General features: G+C 44.3%; 19 protein-coding genes. 7 read left to right on the forward strand and 12 right to left on the reverse strand.

The window, feature by feature from the left end; genetic code table 11:
• Nucleotides 1–67: 67 nt before the first annotated feature.
• The 6 genes from astD to J8Z25_RS15295 form a co-directional block, all read right to left on the reverse strand.
• Entirely contained in the window at nucleotides 68–1537 is a 1470-nt protein-coding gene (gene astD, locus J8Z25_RS15270; RefSeq protein WP_250661346.1) for a succinylglutamate-semialdehyde dehydrogenase, read from the reverse strand.
• Nucleotides 1538–1555: 18 nt separating this feature from the next.
• Nucleotides 1556–2572 (reverse strand): arginine N-succinyltransferase, encoded by a 1017-nt coding sequence (astA, locus tag J8Z25_RS15275; protein ID WP_130050346.1) that lies wholly within the window; start codon nucleotides 2570–2572, stop codon nucleotides 1556–1558.
• A gap of 80 nt (nucleotides 2573–2652) precedes the next feature.
• Nucleotides 2653–3858: an aspartate aminotransferase family protein gene (locus J8Z25_RS15280; RefSeq protein WP_054552417.1), complete on the reverse strand. Its 1206-nt coding sequence runs from the start codon at nucleotides 3856–3858 to the stop codon at nucleotides 2653–2655.
• Nucleotides 3859–4227: 369 nt separating this feature from the next.
• Nucleotides 4228–5388, reverse strand: coding sequence for an HDOD domain-containing protein (locus J8Z25_RS15285; RefSeq protein ID WP_130052232.1), 1161 nt, complete (start codon nucleotides 5386–5388; stop codon nucleotides 4228–4230).
• Between the two features lie 48 nt (nucleotides 5389–5436).
• Entirely contained in the window at nucleotides 5437–6015 is a 579-nt protein-coding gene (locus J8Z25_RS15290; RefSeq protein ID WP_250661347.1) for an anthranilate synthase component II, read from the reverse strand.
• Between the two features lie 194 nt (nucleotides 6016–6209).
• The gene (locus J8Z25_RS15295) at nucleotides 6210–6857 is read right to left on the reverse strand and encodes a LexA family protein (protein ID WP_250661348.1); all 648 of its coding nucleotides are present in this window, start codon (nucleotides 6855–6857) and stop codon (nucleotides 6210–6212) included.
• A 117-nt stretch (nucleotides 6858–6974) separates the two neighbouring features.
• Between J8Z25_RS15295 and J8Z25_RS15300 the strand changes: the two genes are divergently transcribed.
• Genes J8Z25_RS15300 through eexS form a run of 7 tightly spaced genes read left to right on the forward strand, consistent with a single transcriptional unit; the run spans nucleotide 6975 to nucleotide 10649 of the window.
• Nucleotides 6975–7226: a helix-turn-helix domain-containing protein gene (locus tag J8Z25_RS15300; protein WP_000451746.1), complete on the forward strand. Its 252-nt coding sequence runs from the start codon at nucleotides 6975–6977 to the stop codon at nucleotides 7224–7226.
• A 55-nt stretch (nucleotides 7227–7281) separates the two neighbouring features.
• On the forward strand, nucleotides 7282–8151 hold the full coding sequence (locus tag J8Z25_RS15305; protein WP_188727000.1) for a hypothetical protein: 870 nt from the start codon (nucleotides 7282–7284) through the stop codon (nucleotides 8149–8151).
• Complete coding sequence (locus tag J8Z25_RS15310; RefSeq protein WP_001158521.1) at nucleotides 8138–8800, forward strand: DUF6475 domain-containing protein; 663 nt, start codon at nucleotides 8138–8140, stop codon at nucleotides 8798–8800. Before J8Z25_RS15305 ends, J8Z25_RS15310 begins: the two co-directional genes overlap by 14 nt.
• Nucleotides 8787–9335 carry a lytic transglycosylase domain-containing protein gene (locus tag J8Z25_RS15315; protein ID WP_217875195.1) on the forward strand — a complete coding sequence of 183 codons (549 nt, stop codon included), beginning with the start codon at nucleotides 8787–8789 and terminating at the stop codon, nucleotides 9333–9335. The genes J8Z25_RS15310 and J8Z25_RS15315 overlap by 14 nt, the downstream gene beginning before the upstream one ends.
• Nucleotides 9332–9631: a flagellar transcriptional regulator FlhD gene (locus tag J8Z25_RS15320; protein ID WP_250661349.1), complete on the forward strand. Its 300-nt coding sequence runs from the start codon at nucleotides 9332–9334 to the stop codon at nucleotides 9629–9631. The genes J8Z25_RS15315 and J8Z25_RS15320 overlap by 4 nt, the downstream gene beginning before the upstream one ends.
• Entirely contained in the window at nucleotides 9628–10161 is a 534-nt protein-coding gene (locus J8Z25_RS15325) for a FlhC family transcriptional regulator (protein WP_188727006.1), read from the forward strand. Before J8Z25_RS15320 ends, J8Z25_RS15325 begins: the two co-directional genes overlap by 4 nt.
• Before the next feature lie 56 nt (nucleotides 10162–10217).
• Nucleotides 10218–10649 carry an entry exclusion protein EexS gene (eexS, locus tag J8Z25_RS15330; protein ID WP_250661350.1) on the forward strand — a complete coding sequence of 144 codons (432 nt, stop codon included), beginning with the start codon at nucleotides 10218–10220 and terminating at the stop codon, nucleotides 10647–10649.
• Nucleotides 10650–10681: 32 nt separating this feature from the next.
• Here eexS and J8Z25_RS15335 read toward each other — a convergent pair whose 3' ends face one another.
• The 6 genes from J8Z25_RS15335 to J8Z25_RS15360 all read right to left on the reverse strand — a co-directional run bounded on the left by J8Z25_RS15335 (nucleotide 10682) and on the right by J8Z25_RS15360 (nucleotide 20675).
• Complete coding sequence (locus tag J8Z25_RS15335) at nucleotides 10682–14251, reverse strand: conjugal transfer protein TraG N-terminal domain-containing protein (protein WP_250661351.1); 3570 nt, start codon at nucleotides 14249–14251, stop codon at nucleotides 10682–10684.
• Between the two features lie 3 nt (nucleotides 14252–14254).
• Entirely contained in the window at nucleotides 14255–15643 is a 1389-nt protein-coding gene (locus tag J8Z25_RS15340) for a conjugal transfer protein TraH (RefSeq protein WP_022614439.1), read from the reverse strand.
• A 2-nt stretch (nucleotides 15644–15645) separates the two neighbouring features.
• On the reverse strand, nucleotides 15646–16590 hold the full coding sequence (locus J8Z25_RS15345) for a thioredoxin family protein (protein WP_250661352.1): 945 nt from the start codon (nucleotides 16588–16590) through the stop codon (nucleotides 15646–15648).
• Nucleotides 16591–16828: 238 nt separating this feature from the next.
• Nucleotides 16829–18256, reverse strand: coding sequence for a 5-methylcytosine restriction system specificity protein McrC (locus J8Z25_RS15350; protein WP_250661353.1), 1428 nt, complete (start codon nucleotides 18254–18256; stop codon nucleotides 16829–16831).
• A 3-nt stretch (nucleotides 18257–18259) separates the two neighbouring features.
• Nucleotides 18260–19903 (reverse strand): McrB family protein, encoded by a 1644-nt coding sequence (locus J8Z25_RS15355; protein WP_222779019.1) that lies wholly within the window; start codon nucleotides 19901–19903, stop codon nucleotides 18260–18262.
• Between the two features lie 55 nt (nucleotides 19904–19958).
• A complete protein-coding gene (locus J8Z25_RS15360) occupies nucleotides 19959–20675 on the reverse strand; it encodes a hypothetical protein (RefSeq protein WP_250661354.1) in 717 nt (238 codons plus the stop codon).
• Between the last annotated feature and the right edge of the window lie 12 nt (nucleotides 20676–20687).

Raw genomic sequence — 20687 nt, forward strand, 5'->3', positions numbered from 1 at the left:
CTACCTTTGCCACGCATCTCATACAAAAAAAGCAGCCAAAGCTGCTTTTTATAGTTATTTACGATTACTAATCGATTTTTAAGCCTGGACTTAATGTCGCTGGCATCGCTACTTTTTCAAGCTCAACTGAAGCTACGGGGTATGCACAATAGTCAGCAGCATAATATGCGCTTGCTCTGTGGTTACCCGATGCTCCAATACCACCAAATGGAGCTGCACTTGATGCACCTGTGATAGGCCTGTTCCAGTTTACGATACCCGCACGAATACGACGTAAGAAATGGTCGTAATCTGCTGCGCTGTCACTTAACAAACCAGCTGATAAGCCAAAGCTAGTATCATTAGCTTTATCAATAGCGGCATCAAAATCGGTAAAACGGAATACTTTAAGGAGGGGTCCAAAGTGCTCTTCGTCTGGGAAGTTAGCGACATTCGAACACTCTAAAATACCCGGTGTTACAAAGCCGGTATTTTCTTTGTGCGTAAGCTCAACAAGCACTTCTGCGCCAAGCTCAACAAGCTGCTGTTGCGCTTTAACCATACCAGCTGCTGCCGCAGCAGAAATCATTGAGCCCATGAAAGGCTGCTCTTCAGCGTCGTAGTCACCTACTTTGATTGCTTTAGTTGCTTTAATAAGACCCGCTAAGATTGCATCACCTTGCTCGCCTGCTGGTAAAAATAACTTACGTGCACAGGTACAACGTTGACCTGTAGAGATAAACGCTGATTGAATAATATCGTGGATAGCCGCTTTAGTGTCAGCAACATCAGTAACGATAAGCGGGTTATTACCACCCATTTCTAGCGCTAAGATTTTACCCGGCTGACCAGCAAACTGTTCATGTAAAATATGGCCAGTACGCGAAGAGCCAGTAAAGAATAACCCGTCGATACTTTTATGCGCAGCAAGCGCTTTACCGGTTTCAACTTCACCTTGCACAAGGTTAATTACACCCGCAGGAAGACCCGCTTTTTCCCATAACTTTAAAGTTAATTCAGCAACCGCTGGCGTTAACTCTGATGGTTTAAATACCACAGTGTTGCCTGCTAATAATGCTGGCACAATGTGACCATTTGGTAAGTGACCAGGGAAGTTGTAAGGGCCAAACACAGCTACAACACCATGAGGCTTGTGGCGGATCATCGCACGACCTTGTGGCATTGGGTTTTCAACATCACCTGTACGCTCTAAAAATGCTTTTTCAGAGATAGCAATTTTACCCACCATAGCACCTGCCTCAGTGCGTGTTTCCCAAAGTGGTTTACCCGTTTCTTGTGCGATAGCAATCGCTAATTCTTCACTGTGCTTTTTAAGTGTTTCTGCGAATGTTTTTACAATCGCTAAGCGCTCTGCAAATGTTTTATCAGCCCAGCTGTAAAACGCTTCGCGTGCAGCAGCGATTGCGCCGTCTACTTGTTCAGCTGTGGCAGTATTTGCTTGCCAGATAACATCATTATTTGCTGGGTTTACAGATTGAAAAGTATGACCAAGGCCTGCTTGCCATTGACCATTAATAAATTGCGCTGCATGAGTCATTAATATGTCTCCTGAATTCTATAGTTCTGCTAGTGATACTGAATCACCCGCTTCTAAGTGAAGTGCTTTTGCTAATTCACTTGAGATTGTGATGCTCTCGGCATCGCATGATAGGCTAACTTGAGTCACGGTTGCTCTAAAATCAGCAATTTTATCATTTGCTAACAATACCGTGGTGTCGCCTTGGCTTTCACCTATTTCAACTTTAACCGTGTGGGCATTTCTTACTGTAGCAATGTTATCTACTTTTGCTTCAACAGTTGGGCCTGCATCAAAAATGTCTACATAACCATTAAAGGTAAAACCTTCGCTCTTTAATAGTTCAATCGCAGGGCGTGTGTTGTCATGCACTTGACCAATCACAGCTTGTGCATCTTTGCTCAGTAAGTTAACGTAAATTGGGTATTTAGGCATTAACTCTGCAATGAATACTTTCTGGCCAATACCCGTCAAGTAATCAGCCGTTGGAAAGTCCATTGAGAAAAAGTGCTCTTCTAGCCATTGCCAGAATGGGCTTTCGCCACTTTCGTCTGACACACCACGCATTTCTGCAATTACGGTATCAGCAAAACGCTCTCTATGTTGGTTAATAAACATAAAGCGCGCTTTTGAAAGCAATTTACCGTTATTGTTTTTACGGTAGCCATCTTTTAAGAATAATGTGCACAGCTCTGTTGCACCGGTGTAATCATTACACAGGGTTAAAATATCAACGGCTTTATACACGTCTAGCGTCCGAGATGAATGAATCACTTTGCTTAAATGATAATGATAAAAAGCATCATCTAAACCAACGGCGGCTTCAATACCCGAAGTCCCTACGACTTCTCCCGTTTCGCTATCTTCAAGAACAAACAAGTAACCTTCATCACCTGGCTGCTGGGCTGCTTTAGCAAATGAGCTGACAGAATGATCAATTTTCTTTTGTAATAACTCTTCATTATTAGGCAAAGACGTAAAGCCATGGCCTGACTCATCAGCAATCTTTACTAACGCTTGGTAATCGCTTTGCTGGATTGGGCGAAGGATCATCATAAGTCCGCTTGCTCCCTTATAAATAACGGTAAATTAAGAAATGTGGGCAAGCTTAGCTTGCCCTGAAATGACAGTTTCGTTTAGCCGTTAACGACTTTTGCAACTGCTTTTTCGAAACGAGCCATACCTTCGCGGATATCAGCTTCTGGAATTACAAGTGACGGAGTGAAACGAACAACATCAGCGCCAGCAACTAAAGACATAACGCCTTCTGCAGTACCAGCCACTAAAAACTCTTTTGCACGACCTTTGAACTGCTCTGTTACTACAGCACCAATTAATAGGCCTTCGCCACGGATTTCAGTGAATACATTGTACTTTTCGTTAATCGCAGTTAGTAACTCACGGAATAACGCTGACTTTTCTTTAACGCCATTAAGTACTTCTGGCGTATTAACAGTGTCGAATGCTGCTTCTGCTACTGCACATGCTAGTGGGTTACCACCGTAAGTAGAGCCATGAGTACCTACTTTTAAGTGCTTAGCAATATCAGTTGTGGTGATCATCGCACCGATAGGGAAACCACCACCTAACGCTTTTGCAGTCGTTAAGATATCTGGCGTTACATTTAGACCTTGATAAGCATAAAGCTCACCCGTACGACCAACACCTGTTTGTACTTCATCAAAGATTAGTAGTGCATTATGCTTAGTACATAACTCACGAACACCTTCAACAAACTCAGCGGTTGGAGAAATGATACCGCCTTCACCTTGCAGAGGCTCCATCATTACCGCACACGTGTTGTCTGAGATAAGCGCTTCAAATGCCGCTAAATCGTTATAGTCACAGTGAACGATATCACCCGGTTTAGGACCGAAACCATCAGAGTATGCAGCTTGACCGCCTACCGTTACAGTAAAGAATGTACGGCCGTGGAAACCTTTGTTAAATGAGATAATTTGTGACTTTTGCTCACCAAAGTTATCAAGTGCAAAACGGCGTGCTAGTTTAAGTGCTGCTTCGTTTGCTTCTGCACCAGAGTTAGCAAAATACACTTTTTCTGCGAATGTTGCGTCAGTTAGCTTTTTAGCTAAGCGAAGAGCTGGCTCATTAGTCATTACATTTGATAAGTGCCAAATTTTTTCGCCTTGTTCTTTTAATGCACTTACAAGAGCTGGGTGACAATGACCAAGACAGTTAACAGCAATACCACCAGCAAAATCGATAAATTCGCGACCTTCTTGGTCCCATACGCGAGACCCTTCGCCTCGAACTGGAATAACACTTGATGGTGCATAGTTAGGAACCATTACTTGATCAAATAATTCGCGATTGACTGTCATTTTATATCCTCTTAATTGTAAGCACACACAGAGCAAGGTGGCGCTCTAAAGCCAAACCAAGCCATTTTACTTAGCCGATTGAGCTTAGCGCAAAATCACCAAAATAACTCTTTGGTTCAATTTTCATTCATCCATTATTCCAGAAAATTTTCGTCCTGTCTCTTAGAAAACTTTCATGTAGCCCTTGAAAATAAAGGGCTTGAGATATTTTTTCATGGATAGTGAATAACTATTTGAAGGCTGTTTTTTGGTCTAATTACTATAAAAAGGCGTACGGCTAGTGAGCCAAGCACAGGCTAATGACAAAAAATTTGTCGCTGCAGATTGATAAACAATGAATGAATAGTCGCAAAAAAATTAACAATTTTTTTAATTAATTTGAATATGAAAGCGATCAAAATTGCATTTTGCTAGCTGATTAAGCTCTTCCTTGGTGAAATCGAAGTGCGTAAACCAACGTTCAGTTTCGTCATTTTCGACCAATTGATGCTCATTTAAACTTAAATACTGCGCGTAACAACGAGCTTTTAAAATCACCTTAGTAAGTGGCAAATATTCATCGTTTTTAGCTAAGGGTGTAGTTAATTGCTGCATTACCGCATTAAATGGCAAATATCTAAAGTCCATTTGCTCAATCACGGTCGCTGTTACCTTCATCGACTGCTTATTTAGCAAGGTGCTTAAAAATAATGGATCAGGTTTTAGTTCTAATAAAGCAGTGTGTAAGTCTTTCTTTTGCTCATCACGGGCTTTCGTTACTTGACGCTGCCAAACTAACTCGAAAATACGAAGGTATATGCGAACTAGCGCTATCTTACCCACGTCGAGTAGCATACCTAAGGTAAACGCGTGCACCTCATTTACACCATTTAATTTAGCAAGTTCTTGAGCTGCAATGGCACACGCCATTGAGTTATCACGAAGTCGACGTTTTAGTAGTGGAAATGGCTCTGTGCTGTGTGGCATCCAATGGCGTACCGCAAATGTCGGCACCACAAACTTTAAATTGTCTAAGCCTATGTAACGCAGCGCTAATAATGGATTATCAACTTGAACTGAAGTGTGTTTATTACGTTGTTTTCGATAAAAAGGTAAATTCACAAACGCAACGAGCTCACGACCTAACCAACTTAAGTCTTTAACTAATGGCTCTAGTCGACCCACTGAGGCTGAACGCACAGCTAGAATATCTAGAATAGCTGGTACACTGTCTTGGATACCGATAGTTTCGTGGATAACTGAATCAATATCTTCAAGCTGCTTTTGCATGGCAGCTTCAATTACTTGGTGTAACTGTTTACTCGCCTGAGCACGGTATTTATGGTGAGCTGTACTGCTCTTTTGACGCTTTTTCTCGGCAGCGACCTCTACTTCTAATAGAGTACGCTGCTCCATTGACTCGCCATAATCAATTTCTAAGGTATGAATAAAGCCAATTTGACGCTGTGCAAAACTGTGACCAAGCAAAAGATCGTGTGCGCGCTCATTAAGCACCATCGCAGTCCTTTGTTGTCGGGTTTCTTCGGTCATTTGCACAGGCGTATTGTCGTTCATATTTGTTAATTCACTAGCCTAAGGTTAGAAGCGAGTTAAAAAGTTAGCAAGTAATTCAAGCCCTTGTTGGGTCAAAATTGCTTCGGGATGAAATTGTACTCCTTCAAGTGCTAAATCATTATGCATGATCCCCATAATTTCATCAAAATCAGAATTTTGTTCTGTCCATGCGGTAATAGTGAAGTCACTAGGCAGGCTTTGTTTATCCACCACTAAAGAGTGGTATCGGCATACCGTCAGCGGGTTGGCCAAACCGCTAAACACACCTTGATTGTTATGCTTAACTAACGAGGTTTTCCCATGCATCACTTGCTTGGCACGAATAACATCAGCACCTAGAGCCTGAGCAATAGTTTGGTGCCCTAAGCAAATACCAAGAATTGGCAACTGCCCTTTTAATTGTTCAACCACTTGCAGAGAAATACCTGCTTCATTTGGTGAACATGGCCCGGGTGAAAGTACGATATGCTCTGGGTTAAGCTGTTTAATTTCAGCAATGCTAATCTCATCGTTTCGTTTAACTAATACATCTTGGTCTAAGCGCTGAAAATATTGCACTAGGTTGTATGTAAACGAATCATAATTGTCGATCATAAGTAGCATACAGGCATTACCTCATTGTTTTAATTGTAAATTTTATCACAGCGATGGTAACCATACCCGCATTCATACCCGCAATTTCAATCAGTGCTTATTTACACACATATCAATAAAAATTTAAAAACCGGAGTCCAACATTGAGCTACAACCGGTTCGCTCAGAATCAGAGTTCAAGGACAAAACTTACTAGGGCCATACTACCAGAAATCGATGATAGCTTGTCGTACTACACCGATGATGGTGCAGTTGCCGTTGATCGGTATTGCCGGGTATTGCGGGTTCAAAGGTTTTAGATACTTCTGTTCACCATCAATAACCAACTGCTTAAAGGTTGCTTCTTTCGAATCATCCAAACGCGCAACAACCAATGAACCTGAAGAGTAAGGTAACTCAGGATCAACAACGATCACTGCCCCCTCAGGTATGGATTTTTTTCCGCTTGGATTTTCCATACTGTCGCCTTTTACGCGAAGTGCGAAACAACCCTCATGTGCTTTCCCAGTGACTTCACGCCACTCCTCAGCATCTTCATGGGCAAATCCCTCCGCTATTTCAGTCCAATCACCGGCCTGAACCCAGTTGATGAGAGGAATTCCTCCCTTAATATCAGGCCCGACTTCTACATTACCGACCCCCAAGCCAATCTCGCCATCACCTGTGGCGAGCCAATGAGCATTCACGCGAAGCGCCTCCGCGATCTGCATGGTGTAACGAGACCTAGCCGATTTACCAGAGCAAATCTGGCTGATCGACTGCTGTTTGATACCAATGCGACGAGCCAACTCAGACTGAGTCACCCCAGTAAGCTGCAAGGCATGGTTTAGTCGTTCGGATAAAGTTTTCATAAGCCCGTATTCTACAAATAAAACTGTAGCCTTTCAACAATTTTAACTGTTGACTAATCTACAGTTTAAACTGTAACATTCAATCTTGTAACAGTTATTATTGTAACAGGAGACGGTATGGAAGTGTTCAACACGACACAAAAACATCTCCGCCGTGCCATTGACTTGGTCGGCGGGCAATCAGCATTAGCACGAGCCATCAACTCAAAACAGCAAAACGTCTGGTTTTGGTTGAATAAATCAGGGCGTGTTCCCGCTGAATTCGTTTTACCCATCGAACAAGCTACGCAAGGACAGGTAACCCGATCTCAGTTAAGACCGGACATCTATCCCGAATGCCCAAGCGAGCTGAAAGCTAGTAACCAGTAGGATTAAGGGCAAATAATGGTGAGCATTTTACGTAAACACAAAAGCGAGTTCCTCCATGCGTGATTATGGCAAGGTCTATACCCGCTTTTGGCTAAAGCAAAACGTTTTGTCCTGGAGTGACTCAGCGAAGTTGCTAGGACTGTATTTGCTTACATGCCCACATTGTAATTTGCTTGGCTGCTTTCGATTGCCGATTGGTTACGTTGCTTCTGACTTGAACTGGGATGAGCAACAGGTTGCCAAGGCTCTGAATGAGTTAGAACAAGATCAGTTCCTCATTCGTTGCGAGGGATCTGGTTGGACTTTGATTCGGAGCTTTCTGAAGCACAACCCAATCGAAAACCCGAACCAAGGTAAGGCAGCCTTTCGGTTACTTAAAGATGTACCTGCCGACTTCGTTGGTATGGCATCGCTTTTGAAGTCACTTGCCGCTTTCCAAGCTCGGCTTCCAGAAGAATTTTCATCATTGTTTATGCCTGATGGCAACCCGGTAAGGGACTCTCAACGGTCGGATGGCTCTGAGAGAAGCAATAAACCAACAGTTAAAACTGTTGACCACATACAGTTTGAAGACTTCTGGGATGTACAAATACGCAAAGAAAAAAAAGCGAAAGCCAAAGAAGAATGGCTACGCATGGGCCTCAATGAAGACCATGAACTCGCCTTGGAAGTGCTAACACGCTGGAAAGAGCAACGAGACAACAGATTGCAGTATCAAGATCGGACTAAGACCCCTATGCCACATAACTGGCTTTTAAACCGGCAATGGGAAGACGAGTACGTTCGCATTGATGAAGTACAGCAATCATCGACGAGCCTAAAGGGCAGCAATCACCAATTGAATATTGAAGAAAGCAATCGTCGCATCGCTGAAAGCTGGGCCGGACCAGGTATTCGGGAGGTTCGTTCAAGTGCAGGAGGTTGATAAACGCGAGTTTGCTGAAGTTTGGGGAGCAGCTTGGGCCATGTATGGCAAAAGCGTATCACCGCAATTGCTATCCATCGCATTTGAAGCCCTTCGAGCTTATAGCATTGAAGAAGTGCGAATCGGTCTGACTCGGCATATTCAATCACCGGATACTGGGCAATTTTTTCCAAAGCCCGCTGACGTCATCAAGCATATCGATGGCAACTCGGGTTCAAGAGCCATGGTTGCTTGGAACAAAGTTGACAAGGCTGTTCGTCAGGTTGGCGCTTGGACATCCGTGATGTTTGACGATGCACTTATCCACCGCGTGATTTCAGACATGGGGGGATGGGTTGAACTCTGCAAAGTTGATGACAGGGAATACCCCTTTAAGCAAAAAGAGTTTTTAACACGCTACCAGGCTTATTTACTGCGGGACGAAGTGGGTGAATACCCAAGGCTATTACAGGGTATTGCAGACCATCAGAACCAGCAAAAAGGATTTGATATGCAAGCGCCTGTTGCCGTGGGTGACTGGTCAAAAGCGGCACAAGTTTACACGAGAGGCATCGCCAATTTTAGCGCAGTGCCTTTGAAAAGAATAAGCCCGAAAGCCATTCAGGCGCTTCTCGGAAATCAATTAGAGGACAAAAATGAAAACGATTAAAGCAAAAACCGTTGCCCTAGTGATAGCCATGTCCGCAAGCACTTCAGTCTATGCGTTTCCGGGCTATCACTGGGAAAAAGCAGCACAAAGTGTTGGTATTGATCCAGTCATGCTCTACGCCGTTGCCTTGGCTGAGTCAGCCTCACATCGAGGTCTTAACATGACCAGTCCATGGCCATACGCAATTCGCAATGGTTCAAACGCAACCTACGCCAAATCTAAGACAGAAGCGGAGCAACTGTTAAACCAGGCACTTCAAGAGAGTGAAAAATACCAGCTCGATATTGGCCTTATGCAAATCAATTTGCATTGGCATGGGCATCGAGTGAGCTCAGCAGCAGAACTGCTAGACCCCATCACCAACCTTACTGTCGGCTCCAGTATTTTGGCCGAAGCAATCAAGTCTTCACCAAACGATTTAGAGCTTGGCATAGGCCGCTATCACAGTTGGAACGAAGAGCGTGCTCGCTGGTATGGGCAAAGAGTGCTTTCTATCTATCGCAATATTTTACATGAACTGGAGGTCCGTCAATGACAACCAATCTACAAGACTTCTATCAATTAAATTTGGCGTACCTACACGCAGCACGTGAATTAGCGCGAATTGATCCGCAAGAGGCGGTCTTGCGCTTTGGACTTACACGCGACGTGGTGGATGCACTGATTAATGCCGGTGTTGACGACCTGCAACGAGTGGCGACCTCATCATTCATGCTGTTTCAACCAAGGGGTAACCAAAGCCAACTGATTGAGATGGTGAAGAGCAAAGGCACAGGTATCCCAAGAATCGCTTATTTATTGTCAACCCTAAACAACAAGGGGGATGCATGATTGATAACCTGTCCAAAAGTGAGCTGTTTACCCGAGCCTCGCTGCTTATTAAGTACGGATTTCGAACGACCATTATCGCGCTCGATACAGGTTTGCCAATCCACATTATCAGAAGGCTGCACAAAGAAGTGACTGGCAAGTCACCTTGTCCTGGTCAATTGCCAGAATCTGATGCCATCGTTAAAAGCAGAAGAGCCCTAGTTGAAGGCTCCCTGCTGATGGCGCTTTATGTCAATATTGGTGGTGATAATGTCTACAAGCAATTAAATATCGATGCTTTGATGAAGGCTTACGATGCGTACTTGGTTGCAAGAGAAGAGGCAGATCTTCCAGCTAAGATCCCCTGGAAAAAACTAACCATCAATGAAGGTTGGGTTCTAGCTCGTGATTTAAGATCACAGCTTGCATCCTTACACCGGTGTCGATGCGGTAGTCTGTATTTGACGGTATCTCAACAGCGCATTCAGCTTAAATGTCCTGTGTGTGAGATTATGGCCGAGCAAACCACTAGAACACTTTTTGAGAACTAACATGCTGATGCATGATTTGATTGTGCACCGCCCGTGCACTTTGAGAGTACCAATAGATGACAAACTTACTTAAATCTTTACCAGCACGCTGCTGGTTTAGATCACTGGGGCTTTTTCTGGCGACTTTGGCTGCGGCTCATTTTTTTCCATCAGAAATATTAACGGCATCTGCCAAGTTAGCGGCTTTGCCATTTCTGTTCTGCACCGTCGTTTTTTTCAGCTACTTGGGATTCAAAGCGACCTGTAGCCCCATCGGCCTTATAGCCATCACCACTATGTTTTTAGTAATCGCATATTGGCAAACGAGTTGTACAATTGTTGGTTTGGGACTCTTTTTCATAGCTAGTTGTACTGGAATTAGATTCTTGAGCAGCCAAGTTAAAGATTCGGGTAGAACTTTGAGCATTGAAGAAAAATGGTATTGGTATAAGCTCCATTCGTTTTTTGATGGCTTTTATCCAAGGTATCCCAAAAAGCCAAAAAAATAGCCAGCTCACCACAAGCTGGCTACCTTCTATTTTCAGTTCCTTCCTGATGCCTGGTTATAGGCCCTAATATCGATCAAGTTGTTCTGAGCATAATCTCCCGCAAGGGATGCATTTGAGATCACCGCTATCTGCTTATCCACAAATGATTTATCTTCTTCGGACACACTATCAGGGATGTAAGCGCCACTCTCATCCTTTTGACGATAGTCATTTAGCATTTGCTCCCTTAGACCAAGCATTTCAGGCGACCAACTCGATGAGTCTTCAGAGTTGAAAACGCGCCCCGCCAAACCTTCATTGAAAGCTTGAGCGAACACTTGACTTTGAATCGGGGTCAATCCCATTCTCTGCCCTTCGCTGTATGCTTCCTGTTTAAAATCATCAGCATACTGCTCTAGGAACTCACCATATCGATTGTTAACTGCCGCACCAAATGCCCCCGCCAACATGGCTTCAGACTTAGTGCCCCAGTTTACTTCGGAGGCATACTGCGAACTCGATCCACTGTATGCATCATTAAACGCCTTCAATGGGTTTTCCAAAGAGGTTCCGGCATCAACGGCGGCTTTTAAGCCATCCCAGGTTGATTTGCTGGCCACCGTTGCGTTGTGCAAGAAACCTCGTGAGCCAGGATCTTCAAGCGCTTGTTCTTTGTAACTCTCATAGTCTTCGCCAAAGTGATTCAAGGTATGCAGTGCTGCATCAGTATGCTTGCCACTGAAATCACCAATAGCACTGGCGCTGTTGAAGAACATTTCAGCACCAGAAACTCCGCTATCATCAGCCATAATGCGTGATCGCCACTGAGATCCAGCTTCACTGTTTAGTCCAGATTGATAGGTACTTGTGTCAGAAGCTACGGCCTGCTGAGCTTGCTGCTGATGCGCATTCAACTGTCCATCTATACCAGACAGATTGGTTTGGTAAGCCGATTGAGCTGCGTTGAACTGAGTTTGAACTGTTGCTGCATCCTCGTATCCGCCCAATACACCCGATTCAACTTGGCTTTGAATACCACCAAAAGTAGGTGCAGCTGATGACAGGCCTTCATTAGAGCGCGGCTGAATTGATCGTAAATCGGCTCCGGTAGCCATGGCCATAACCGTCATTGCTGCTTGATAATCATTGTCGCGTTCAGCGGGCGTTGAAGAGTTGCTATAGGTTAAAGACTCCATAGCTGCGGCCACATACGCCTGATTATCATCAGGTAACAAGCGCTGATACATTGGAAGGTTTTCACGTAAACGGTTACCTGCTTCAACATGCTGGTTCATATAGCGACCTAAATAATCCATGACTTCAGGATTGTCCGCCGCTAATCGGGTTAACGTCGCACCATCAGTATTTCTTTGTCCTGATAGACTGTAGCTGGCCTGATCAAGCTCACTAAAGCGATTTGATGCCGTGACAACGTCTTGTGCTGAACTCTGAAGTGACTGATAGTCTTGGTTAGACAAGGACATCTCAAAGCCAGAACGTCTTGAGTCTGAAAGGTCCTTAACCATTGCATCGCGATACTCAGCACGTCGTGAATCACTCGATGCCAAGCTTTGCATCTCCCCAGTGAGCGTATTTGCGGTCGTAGATCGAGAACTGCCTTCTGACGACTCAACTTGGCCACTAAAGTTACCACCTAAATCCAGCCCTGCTCGTACCCTTGATAGTTTTGGTACACGAGATGAGTCTGGCTTATCGACTCCTGGCAAGTTGCCCTGTGGAGAATCATTGCCGCCAGTACCAAGAAGCCTTCCAAGAAAGCCCTTATCAGCAACTTCTTTCTCACCGGGATTAGTAATGGTTCCATCGCCACCGACCCTTAGGCCTCCCGATAGCACGCCCGATACCAAGCCACGTACAGCATCTTTTTTATCGTCTCCAAAACCATACCGAGTATGCAGGTCATCAGTAACCTGATTAACAACGGCGCTAGATGCGGAGTTAGATGAGCCGATCTGACGTCCAACCGAAGACAGGTTGTCGTAACTTAGCTTTTCACCAAAAGTTCGACTCATGGTATTCCCAACCTGACGACTAAAGGCTTGGGTTGCCTGGGTCATGGATTCTTTTGCAGATCCGACCATTGAACCCACTGCGTTTCCGACAGAGAAACTGCTTAGTAGGTTTGACGCGCCGGTCATAGCAGAACCAGTGAGGGCTGAATTTTGGAACATTGACTGTGATTGCATGACCGGGGCATTTTTCGCGACATCTGGACTTGCCAGCTTTTCATCAATGGCATCACCGTTTTGAAGACGTCCAGCCAAGTGGGTTGCAGTTATTGCTGAGCCATACACGAGCATGAGCGAAATTGCAGGAACACTCGACGCCAACATGCCGCCAGTAGCTATCCAGGTTTGCAGCACTGAATCCATCTGCATCATCCCAGCAAAAGATGGCACTTCTGTACCTGCAAAGGCATCAAGAGCCGACATTTTCCCTGCAACGGTTAAATGAATATACAGGTTAATGATGGCCATGACAGGCATCCAAAGTTGAATCCAAAGCAGGATTAACAAGTACTTCCCGGCCATTCGCATCCCGATTTGGCCAAGGGCTATCACAAAGGCCATCAATGGGGTGATGGCGTAAATGAAGCCCTCAAAAAACGTCATCATCGGACGAACAATACTTTGGAACAGCGTCTGCTCCGCCGCCCATTGTGTATTGCGCTGCTCAATCGCTTGGTTAACCATAACGGCTGCGGTGAAAGCTTGATCATCCATATACTTGCCCGTCACGCTTTGCTCATAAATAGGCAAAAGCACTGACGCGGCCATGTACTCTTGGGTGTTAACCGAAGCCAAACCAAGGTTATTCAGTGCATTTCGGATCACGTCATCAGTGTCAGTGGCTGACGAAGTTCCCAATGAGGCTGACAGAACCTGTTTAAGCCTTGGAATGAAGGTTGATTCTGTCATGAGTTTCAGCTGGCTATAGGCATCGGTGCAGTCCAGATCGCTACTGCTAACACTGAGCATAATGCGCGTGCCATAAATGCGCGAATCAAACCTAAGCGCAGTCATCGGGTTAGGATCACTCAGCACCTGATCGAGGTTCTTTTGGCCAATGTCGATACCAATCAAGGTGCACTCTTTGATGTAGTTAAACCACGATTGCTCTATGTCCGAACCGCCGACACGATTTGCATCACCCAACCCAGAGCGATCCATCACCTGTTTTCTCACTTTAATCAGTGACTGTAAACTGGATGCAAAGCCGTATTCCGTCATCGCGGGAGTTGAGAACGCCGTTTCAAACAATCGCGTGATTTGAAAGCCAACTGTAGAAATCGTACTGCCTGCGGCAGCAACACCGATGGGCACATTATCAACCACTCGAACTTGTCCCGTGTACGCATCCTCAATGCTCACTCGGGTACTGGGCCCAAACATGGTTGCAAAGACTAGCCATGAGACTAAAACGTGTTGAAAGTTAATCCCACGTCCACCTTGCATTAAGGCCTGAACAGAGACCATCAATACCCCAATGAGCAAGCCAATGCGAACCATTGAAGTAAAGTCGCCTGTACCAGTGATCATCGCGACAGCATTCAGGACCTGTTCTAAAAAAGCCGAATCCCCGATGGAATAGATTTCCCACATTATCTATTCCCCCAGCGCCGTAGATTTAACGGTGTAATAACGCTGTTTGCGAATGGTCTGAATCACCTGATTAAAATGCGCCAGCAACTCTTGCTCTGAGCCGTATCTTCGCTGTAACGCGGCGTACTCCTCATTGATTTGGCGACGTGCACGTTCGAGGTCTTCAGTTAACAACTTCGCATAGGCATGATCTTCTACACCAGAGGTGCTTCTAGCTGCATTGAGCATGTCTTCAACCAATGCTCGGGCCATCTCAACAGCAATAAATGGCGCAGCTCTTGAAGCAAACGACCTAGCAGCCCCTTCATTTAATGCAGAAAGTGTTCGAATCATGCCGCCAATGCTCGCAGGAGCCGAGGTCATAAAAGCCTTTTCGATGGTGCTAGCAGCCCCTGTATTTCTAGCAAACTTAAAAATAATGCCGTTACTAGAACCTGTACCAAGAAGTAAATTTTCTACCTGGGTTGATAACCCGGTTAGGGTCATGTTAGTGATTGTCGGATTCAGACAGCCGTCTTGTGTCACTGTGTCACATCGGTACATAGCGACGTTACCGCCATGAATTAGATGCTCAATAGTCACTTTATTGCCATTCAGTCTGGTCAGTTTTGGGGCTTTACCTTGGCCATCAGCGGCATTCGCTAAATCACCAACGATGATCGAGCCCGTCACGGACATAATCGCTTCAAGAAAACGGTCATCTCCCGATGCAAACCAGCTTGATGCCGAATGACGTTTCAGTGCTCGCCAGACCAAATTACCTTTAATCGTTTTGTTCACATCAGATGCCGCGACACTTGAAGCATTCTCGTAAGGGTTCTTACCGTTGGATTCACTCCAACTGGTAAAAACGTCTCCAGCCCCTTTAAGTGAGCTCAACATGCTGGCTTCTGTTTGCCCCTTTTTACCAAAAGCAGCCAGAGTATCGTTCACGACTCCCTGAGCCATTTGACAGGAATTACCAAAATATTCGTTCAACTGCTGGATTTTCTTTTGCAGTGTCTCCATGTGCTGGGAGCATTTCTCACACATAGCACTGAGCGCCAATTGGAATGCGTACCCCTTGGCGTTTGCAGCAACAGAACGAAGTAATTGAACAAACTGATCCGCGTTAACAAATGACAAACTTCCAGCGAACATATCAATGCCGCCACAACCAGCTTGGAATGACGGAGGCACCATAGAGACGAGGTTCTCGTTCATGATCCTGTTACGAACAACAACGCTTCCGCCAGATATAACGCCACGCCGTTGACTCTCAAATACACCAGGCGCAGTGGTGTTGGTCATTGAACCAAACAACTGATTCATCTCCTGTTGCAAGCTTGCTTGGCTCATAGATGAAAAACCAATCGCACAGGCGATTAGCGATACTTGGAATACTTTTTTCATCGTTATAACCCTCCTTGTGCACGCAGATAGCGAACAAGGAACTCAGGGTCCTGTAATATCTTTTCGTTAAGTTCTTGGGCTGACATCGCAAGTGAAACTCCGGGCTGAACAGGTCTGGTGGCATAGTAAGTTTGATCGTCAATCCAACCGGCTTGATGGGCTGCGAGAATGATTCGATTATTGAGCTCATCAAGGCTCATTGCGCCTTGGCCAATGGGAGTGATGACATTAGGCGGGTCTACTAAGAAGACCGCAGGAACAGTCGTAACGGACAACGATTGTGCTTGTCCTGAATCGACTTTGTAATTTGGAAACTCTCCACTTGGTAAAGGTAAGCCATCGACAGCAATAGCAAACACCTCGAAACCGTAGTTCAAAGCCATGGATTCGATGATAGGCGCTTGAGCATGGCAATAAGGGCAATCCGAACGATAGAAGAAGAACAAGCCAGCCCGTTTTGCTACTTCACCTAAAGCTACATCACGTTGAGCGCCAGCTTCTCGATCCATCCGATTGGCAGCATAAGTCGCCAAGGGTCTGCGACTGATTTCATCCAAAACAGGATCACCCATGACCACCTGCTGACTAACATCAGCAAACTGTGAGCTCTTATCCATCATGACTCGCTGGAGATACAGATAGGCTCTGACATTCTCATTCGTCGGCTCATCAATTGCCTTGTCCATGAACGACTGCATGTGCTCACGAAACCAGGCAGCACTGAAGGGCTTTAGCTCGTCCTGACTGGGCTCAACGGAACCAAGTTCCGGCTTTATAAGCTCTTCAGCCTCCGTTGGTTCAGGAATGACCTGATACCAAAACCAGCCTTCCTGACCACGCTGATAGAATGGACCATCACTGGCATGGGCGGGCAAGATGAATAGAAAGAAAATAATGATTGGGATGGTCACCCACAGGATAAACCAAGGTAACAAAGGGGTTCTCATTGTCAGCTCCAGAAAATTTCATAGAGCTAACATGCTAAAGATCCCCGTTAGAGCGATTGGACAGATAGATGAAGGAATTTTGTGTGTTTCTGACTATAGGGAACTGTCAAACAAACTCAGCTGACTTGTCACTATCTCGATAATGCCTATGATATAAAACTGATACCCAACTCAATAAACAATCTCGACTTCAAAACAATGACTTTCGTTGAACAATGGCCTTTCTCCACAAAAAAAGTCACCGATTAAAAACCTTAGAATAAAGGGAATTAATAAAAATGCTGCACTGCTCTTTCATTTTCCTATTAAAATCAATATACGTATCTTCAGGGATTTTTAGAAAAAGCACATGGAACGGTATCTCTTGTCCTTGCTGGTGAATAATATCTGAAATCACACCCTGTGTTTTTTCAAGGTTAAGTGAAGCCCATCGTTCTTCTGATATAGGGTAAATAAATCCACATCCCTTGATTGCGGCAACATTTCCATACTGCCCTATGTAAGTATGTAGCTGAAAAAGATCTTCACGCTTCACCCCAAATTGTGAATCAAATGCTTTATACTTCACATCAAATACGAATAAACTCTCATCGATTTCTATAACAAGATCAGGTTCAAGTTTTCTCATATAACCACTGAGAGCACCAGATGCTATTTGCTGACGTTGCTCGAACTTACCTAGCAGGCGTAGCCCATCTCGCTTGATGAGCTTACGAATGAAATATTCAAACAACATCGAAATATCGAAAAAGAAAGCACTCGAATCCTGCTGCGAATCAAAATCAGAGCCCTTCCGGTCAATGACTTGTTTAGATAAGTCAATGAGCACGTTATAATCATTGTAGAAAGGGTTGGTGAAATGAGAAGTCCTCAAAATTTCTTGCTGTGACCTTTTAACCCCCTGATTGGCAGTCAGAAATGCACTATAGATATTTCGTGTTTGGTGACAAAATGAGTAATGTGCAACTGCTTCATAAGCTTTTATAAAAAGTGAAGTTGCAGGGCTGTCGTAGCTGTGCTCTCGGTACGAGCATAAATATTTTCCAGATGATTTATTCTGGAAATAATCTGTAGCATTTATAGTTCCCCTTACGCGGGAAATACGATCATTTCTTGTAATATAAGTCTTTGGCAAGCCCAGGCGGTAGGCTCTCTTAAACTTAATGTTCCATAGATATGCTAAAAGCCACTCGTAACCGTCTGCGTGACTTTCTCCTCCAATGTTTTCTAATTCGAGAAATCCATCGGCATCTGCAATGATGTATTGAAGGAAAGCATCACCAAAACGTGAGCTGATCTTCAGAGAGTAATCTCCTCGCTTAACAAATCCGATTAGATTGCCCGTGTCGAGATTAAAATTTCTGGCATCCGTACCAGAGACACCGATGAAACCACCATCTGTATTGTGTTCGTAATCTTCATCATTGAAGAGTATTAAAGCATCGGAAATATTATCATTCAGCGTTTTTTCGACATCACGAGATACCGAATTCAAAAAGTGCCAAATTGCAGACTCGTTGTTATGAGGATAGGTCCATTGTCCTTTTGATTTGGCACTAAGGGTTATCGACTTCCCTAAACGTCTATTTGTCAAAATGCCTTCGCTGACAAAATAGGACTGGTTATCGACCAGTGTGCCGTTCTTAATGATATCGAAAAGCCACACAGTTTAAACCCCAAATGCCTTTCCGAAGGAGCTAATCAGTTCAGTCTCCTTACCTGTTCCACGAAGATACTCCTGTAATAACGGACGAATACAATCATCCCATACGCGCTCTCGTACCTCCGAAACTGTAAGGCTAGTTGCATACTTCAAGTCCATCAAATAGGCATGACCAATTTGGTAATCATTACCAAGCAAAGGTTCTTTAACTATCAATTCATTCAAGCGTTCAAGGTTATCCACCAAGGGCAGCCAAGCTTTGCAAAATTGGTTCAAATGGTATTTCAATAGCGCCATATCAGGCACCACTTCTTCCCAACGGAATCTTCGACGCAAAGCAAAGTCAAAACTTTCGACACTTCTGTCTATCGTGTTCATCGTTCCAATAAGATAGATGTTTGTTGGAATGAAGAACAAATACCCTTGTGCGTCTTTAAGCATACCAGTATGTTCATTGTTCAGATTGGAATATTGGGTTTTAACGCAACCTCTAGTGCCTCGGTATTCCAGACAGTACATTAACTCACCAAAAACGCGAGACAACTCAGCCCGGTTTACCTCATCAATTATGAAGAAAAATGGTGGTACTGCTTCCGATACAAGCTTGGATATATCTGATATTTCGAAAATATCCTGCCAATGCTCGCCTGATAACTTTTCTCTGAACGGGAGAAGTTCCTTGATAGTAAGAGACTCCCACTTCTGAGTAAGTCCAAGCCCATATACATCGATTTCCCACTTACCAGCGCTTCGGCAAAACTCTTTAAAAACACCATTTTGCAACGTTAATTGAGAGTTCCCATCATTGTCCAAAACCGGACGTAGCCCTTCCATAAAGTCTTCATAACTGAAAGAAGGATGAAATTGAACCAACTCAATCTGACTTGCATGTGTGAGTCGGCTGTAGGGAGCAAATTCCTCTTTCCAGATGTCAAACAAAAGCGAAGTTTGCAGGCGTGCTTGATAAGTTTTCCCTGTCCCCGGCGCACCGTATTTAACAACCTGCTTCTTTAAACTGAATGGGTTTGACAAATTCTCGTAAAGCACCCAAACAAACTGACTAAGATAAAACTCATCAGTTTTACCTTCCCTAAGCTCACTATCAAACTCGCTTTTGATGCTCTTTAATAGAAAAATGTTTTTAGCAAACCAGCTTTGATTTTCTTCTGCTGGGTATACTGGAATTATCCCTTCGCGTATAAGCCAACTAAAAACCTGATTGAATTTACCGGAATCAACCGTTGTGGAGACTTCGAGCGTACAAGCTGCTGCCACTCGATTAACGAGAACAGGGTTGTTGGATTTACCTTGGTTAGCCCACGTATCAGCAAAAACCGTGAAGTTTTCACTGTTTGGAATCAATATAAATTGTTCTAATGCGGATATGAAATCCTTGTTTTTAATGAATGACTGGAAATTGTCATTGCTCAACACAGACTGTCCGCGAGAAGCGATACCGTTGCTCTTCTCATAGATTAACTGCTTCAGAAAAGCTTCATCATTTTGAGACAAGCCTTCTCCAGATGTGATTCGTTCACGGATTTGAGCGACCTGACTGTAAAAGTCTCGATAGGCTTTGTGCCATCCATTGACTTCATGCTTCCTGTTCTCAATAAGATATTTATATAGGTTTTTCAGTCTACTTTTCATTTATTCCCTTGTTACTCGATTACCGGACACACATCTTGAATTCATTTGGAGCTTTTTAGAGAGACTTATTGAGTCTGAAAACAGTAACCAAAGTCTTCATTGCTCCTGACGGAACGACTACAAAATGCAAATCACTGTTACTGTGCCGCCAAATATCAGCTTTGTTACTATATTTTTGGTTCTTATGAAGTGTTACCTTTTCAGGCAAAATTGCTTTTGTCAATGATGAGCTAAATAACTTTGAAATCAAAGCCTTCCAAGGATGCTTGGGCACTCCATCAGAAAGCCGTTCCACGAATCTTTCAAGCGCGTGACGAGTCACCACGACAGGTCCAATGTTCGGAACGTTGATAACCTCATCGATTTCTCTCACTGTAGCATTATCGACGCTGTATTCTTCGAAGGAATGTGAGAGCCAATCGTCCCGCTTCTCTACCGAGATCTGTGCTTCCTGGTATCGAGTGAGCAAAAACCTAGTCAGGCTGTAAAGTGAATGCTGAGTTGAGCGTTGTTTCTGTAACTTTTTGATAGCTCCTTTACTGACCCGGATTTGAAGCCCATTGCCGCTTCGGTTACTCCCCATCACCTCTTTCACTGACAATAGGTGGTGAATTGCATAGAGCTCAGCTGCAATTGGCTTTTGCTGCTCAGGTAGCTTGTCGTATTGCTCACCTAAATCGACCTTTAGCTCACCACCTCTTCGAAGGCCGGTCTTCCAGTAAACCGTAAACTCACCATCAATCTGCTTTGTTAACAGGGTTAATACCATCATGTTTGTTCTCCT

This window comes from Pseudoalteromonas sp. SCSIO 43101 (assembly GCF_023650775.1).
Taxonomy (GTDB): domain Bacteria; phylum Pseudomonadota; class Gammaproteobacteria; order Enterobacterales; family Alteromonadaceae; genus Pseudoalteromonas; species Pseudoalteromonas apostichopi.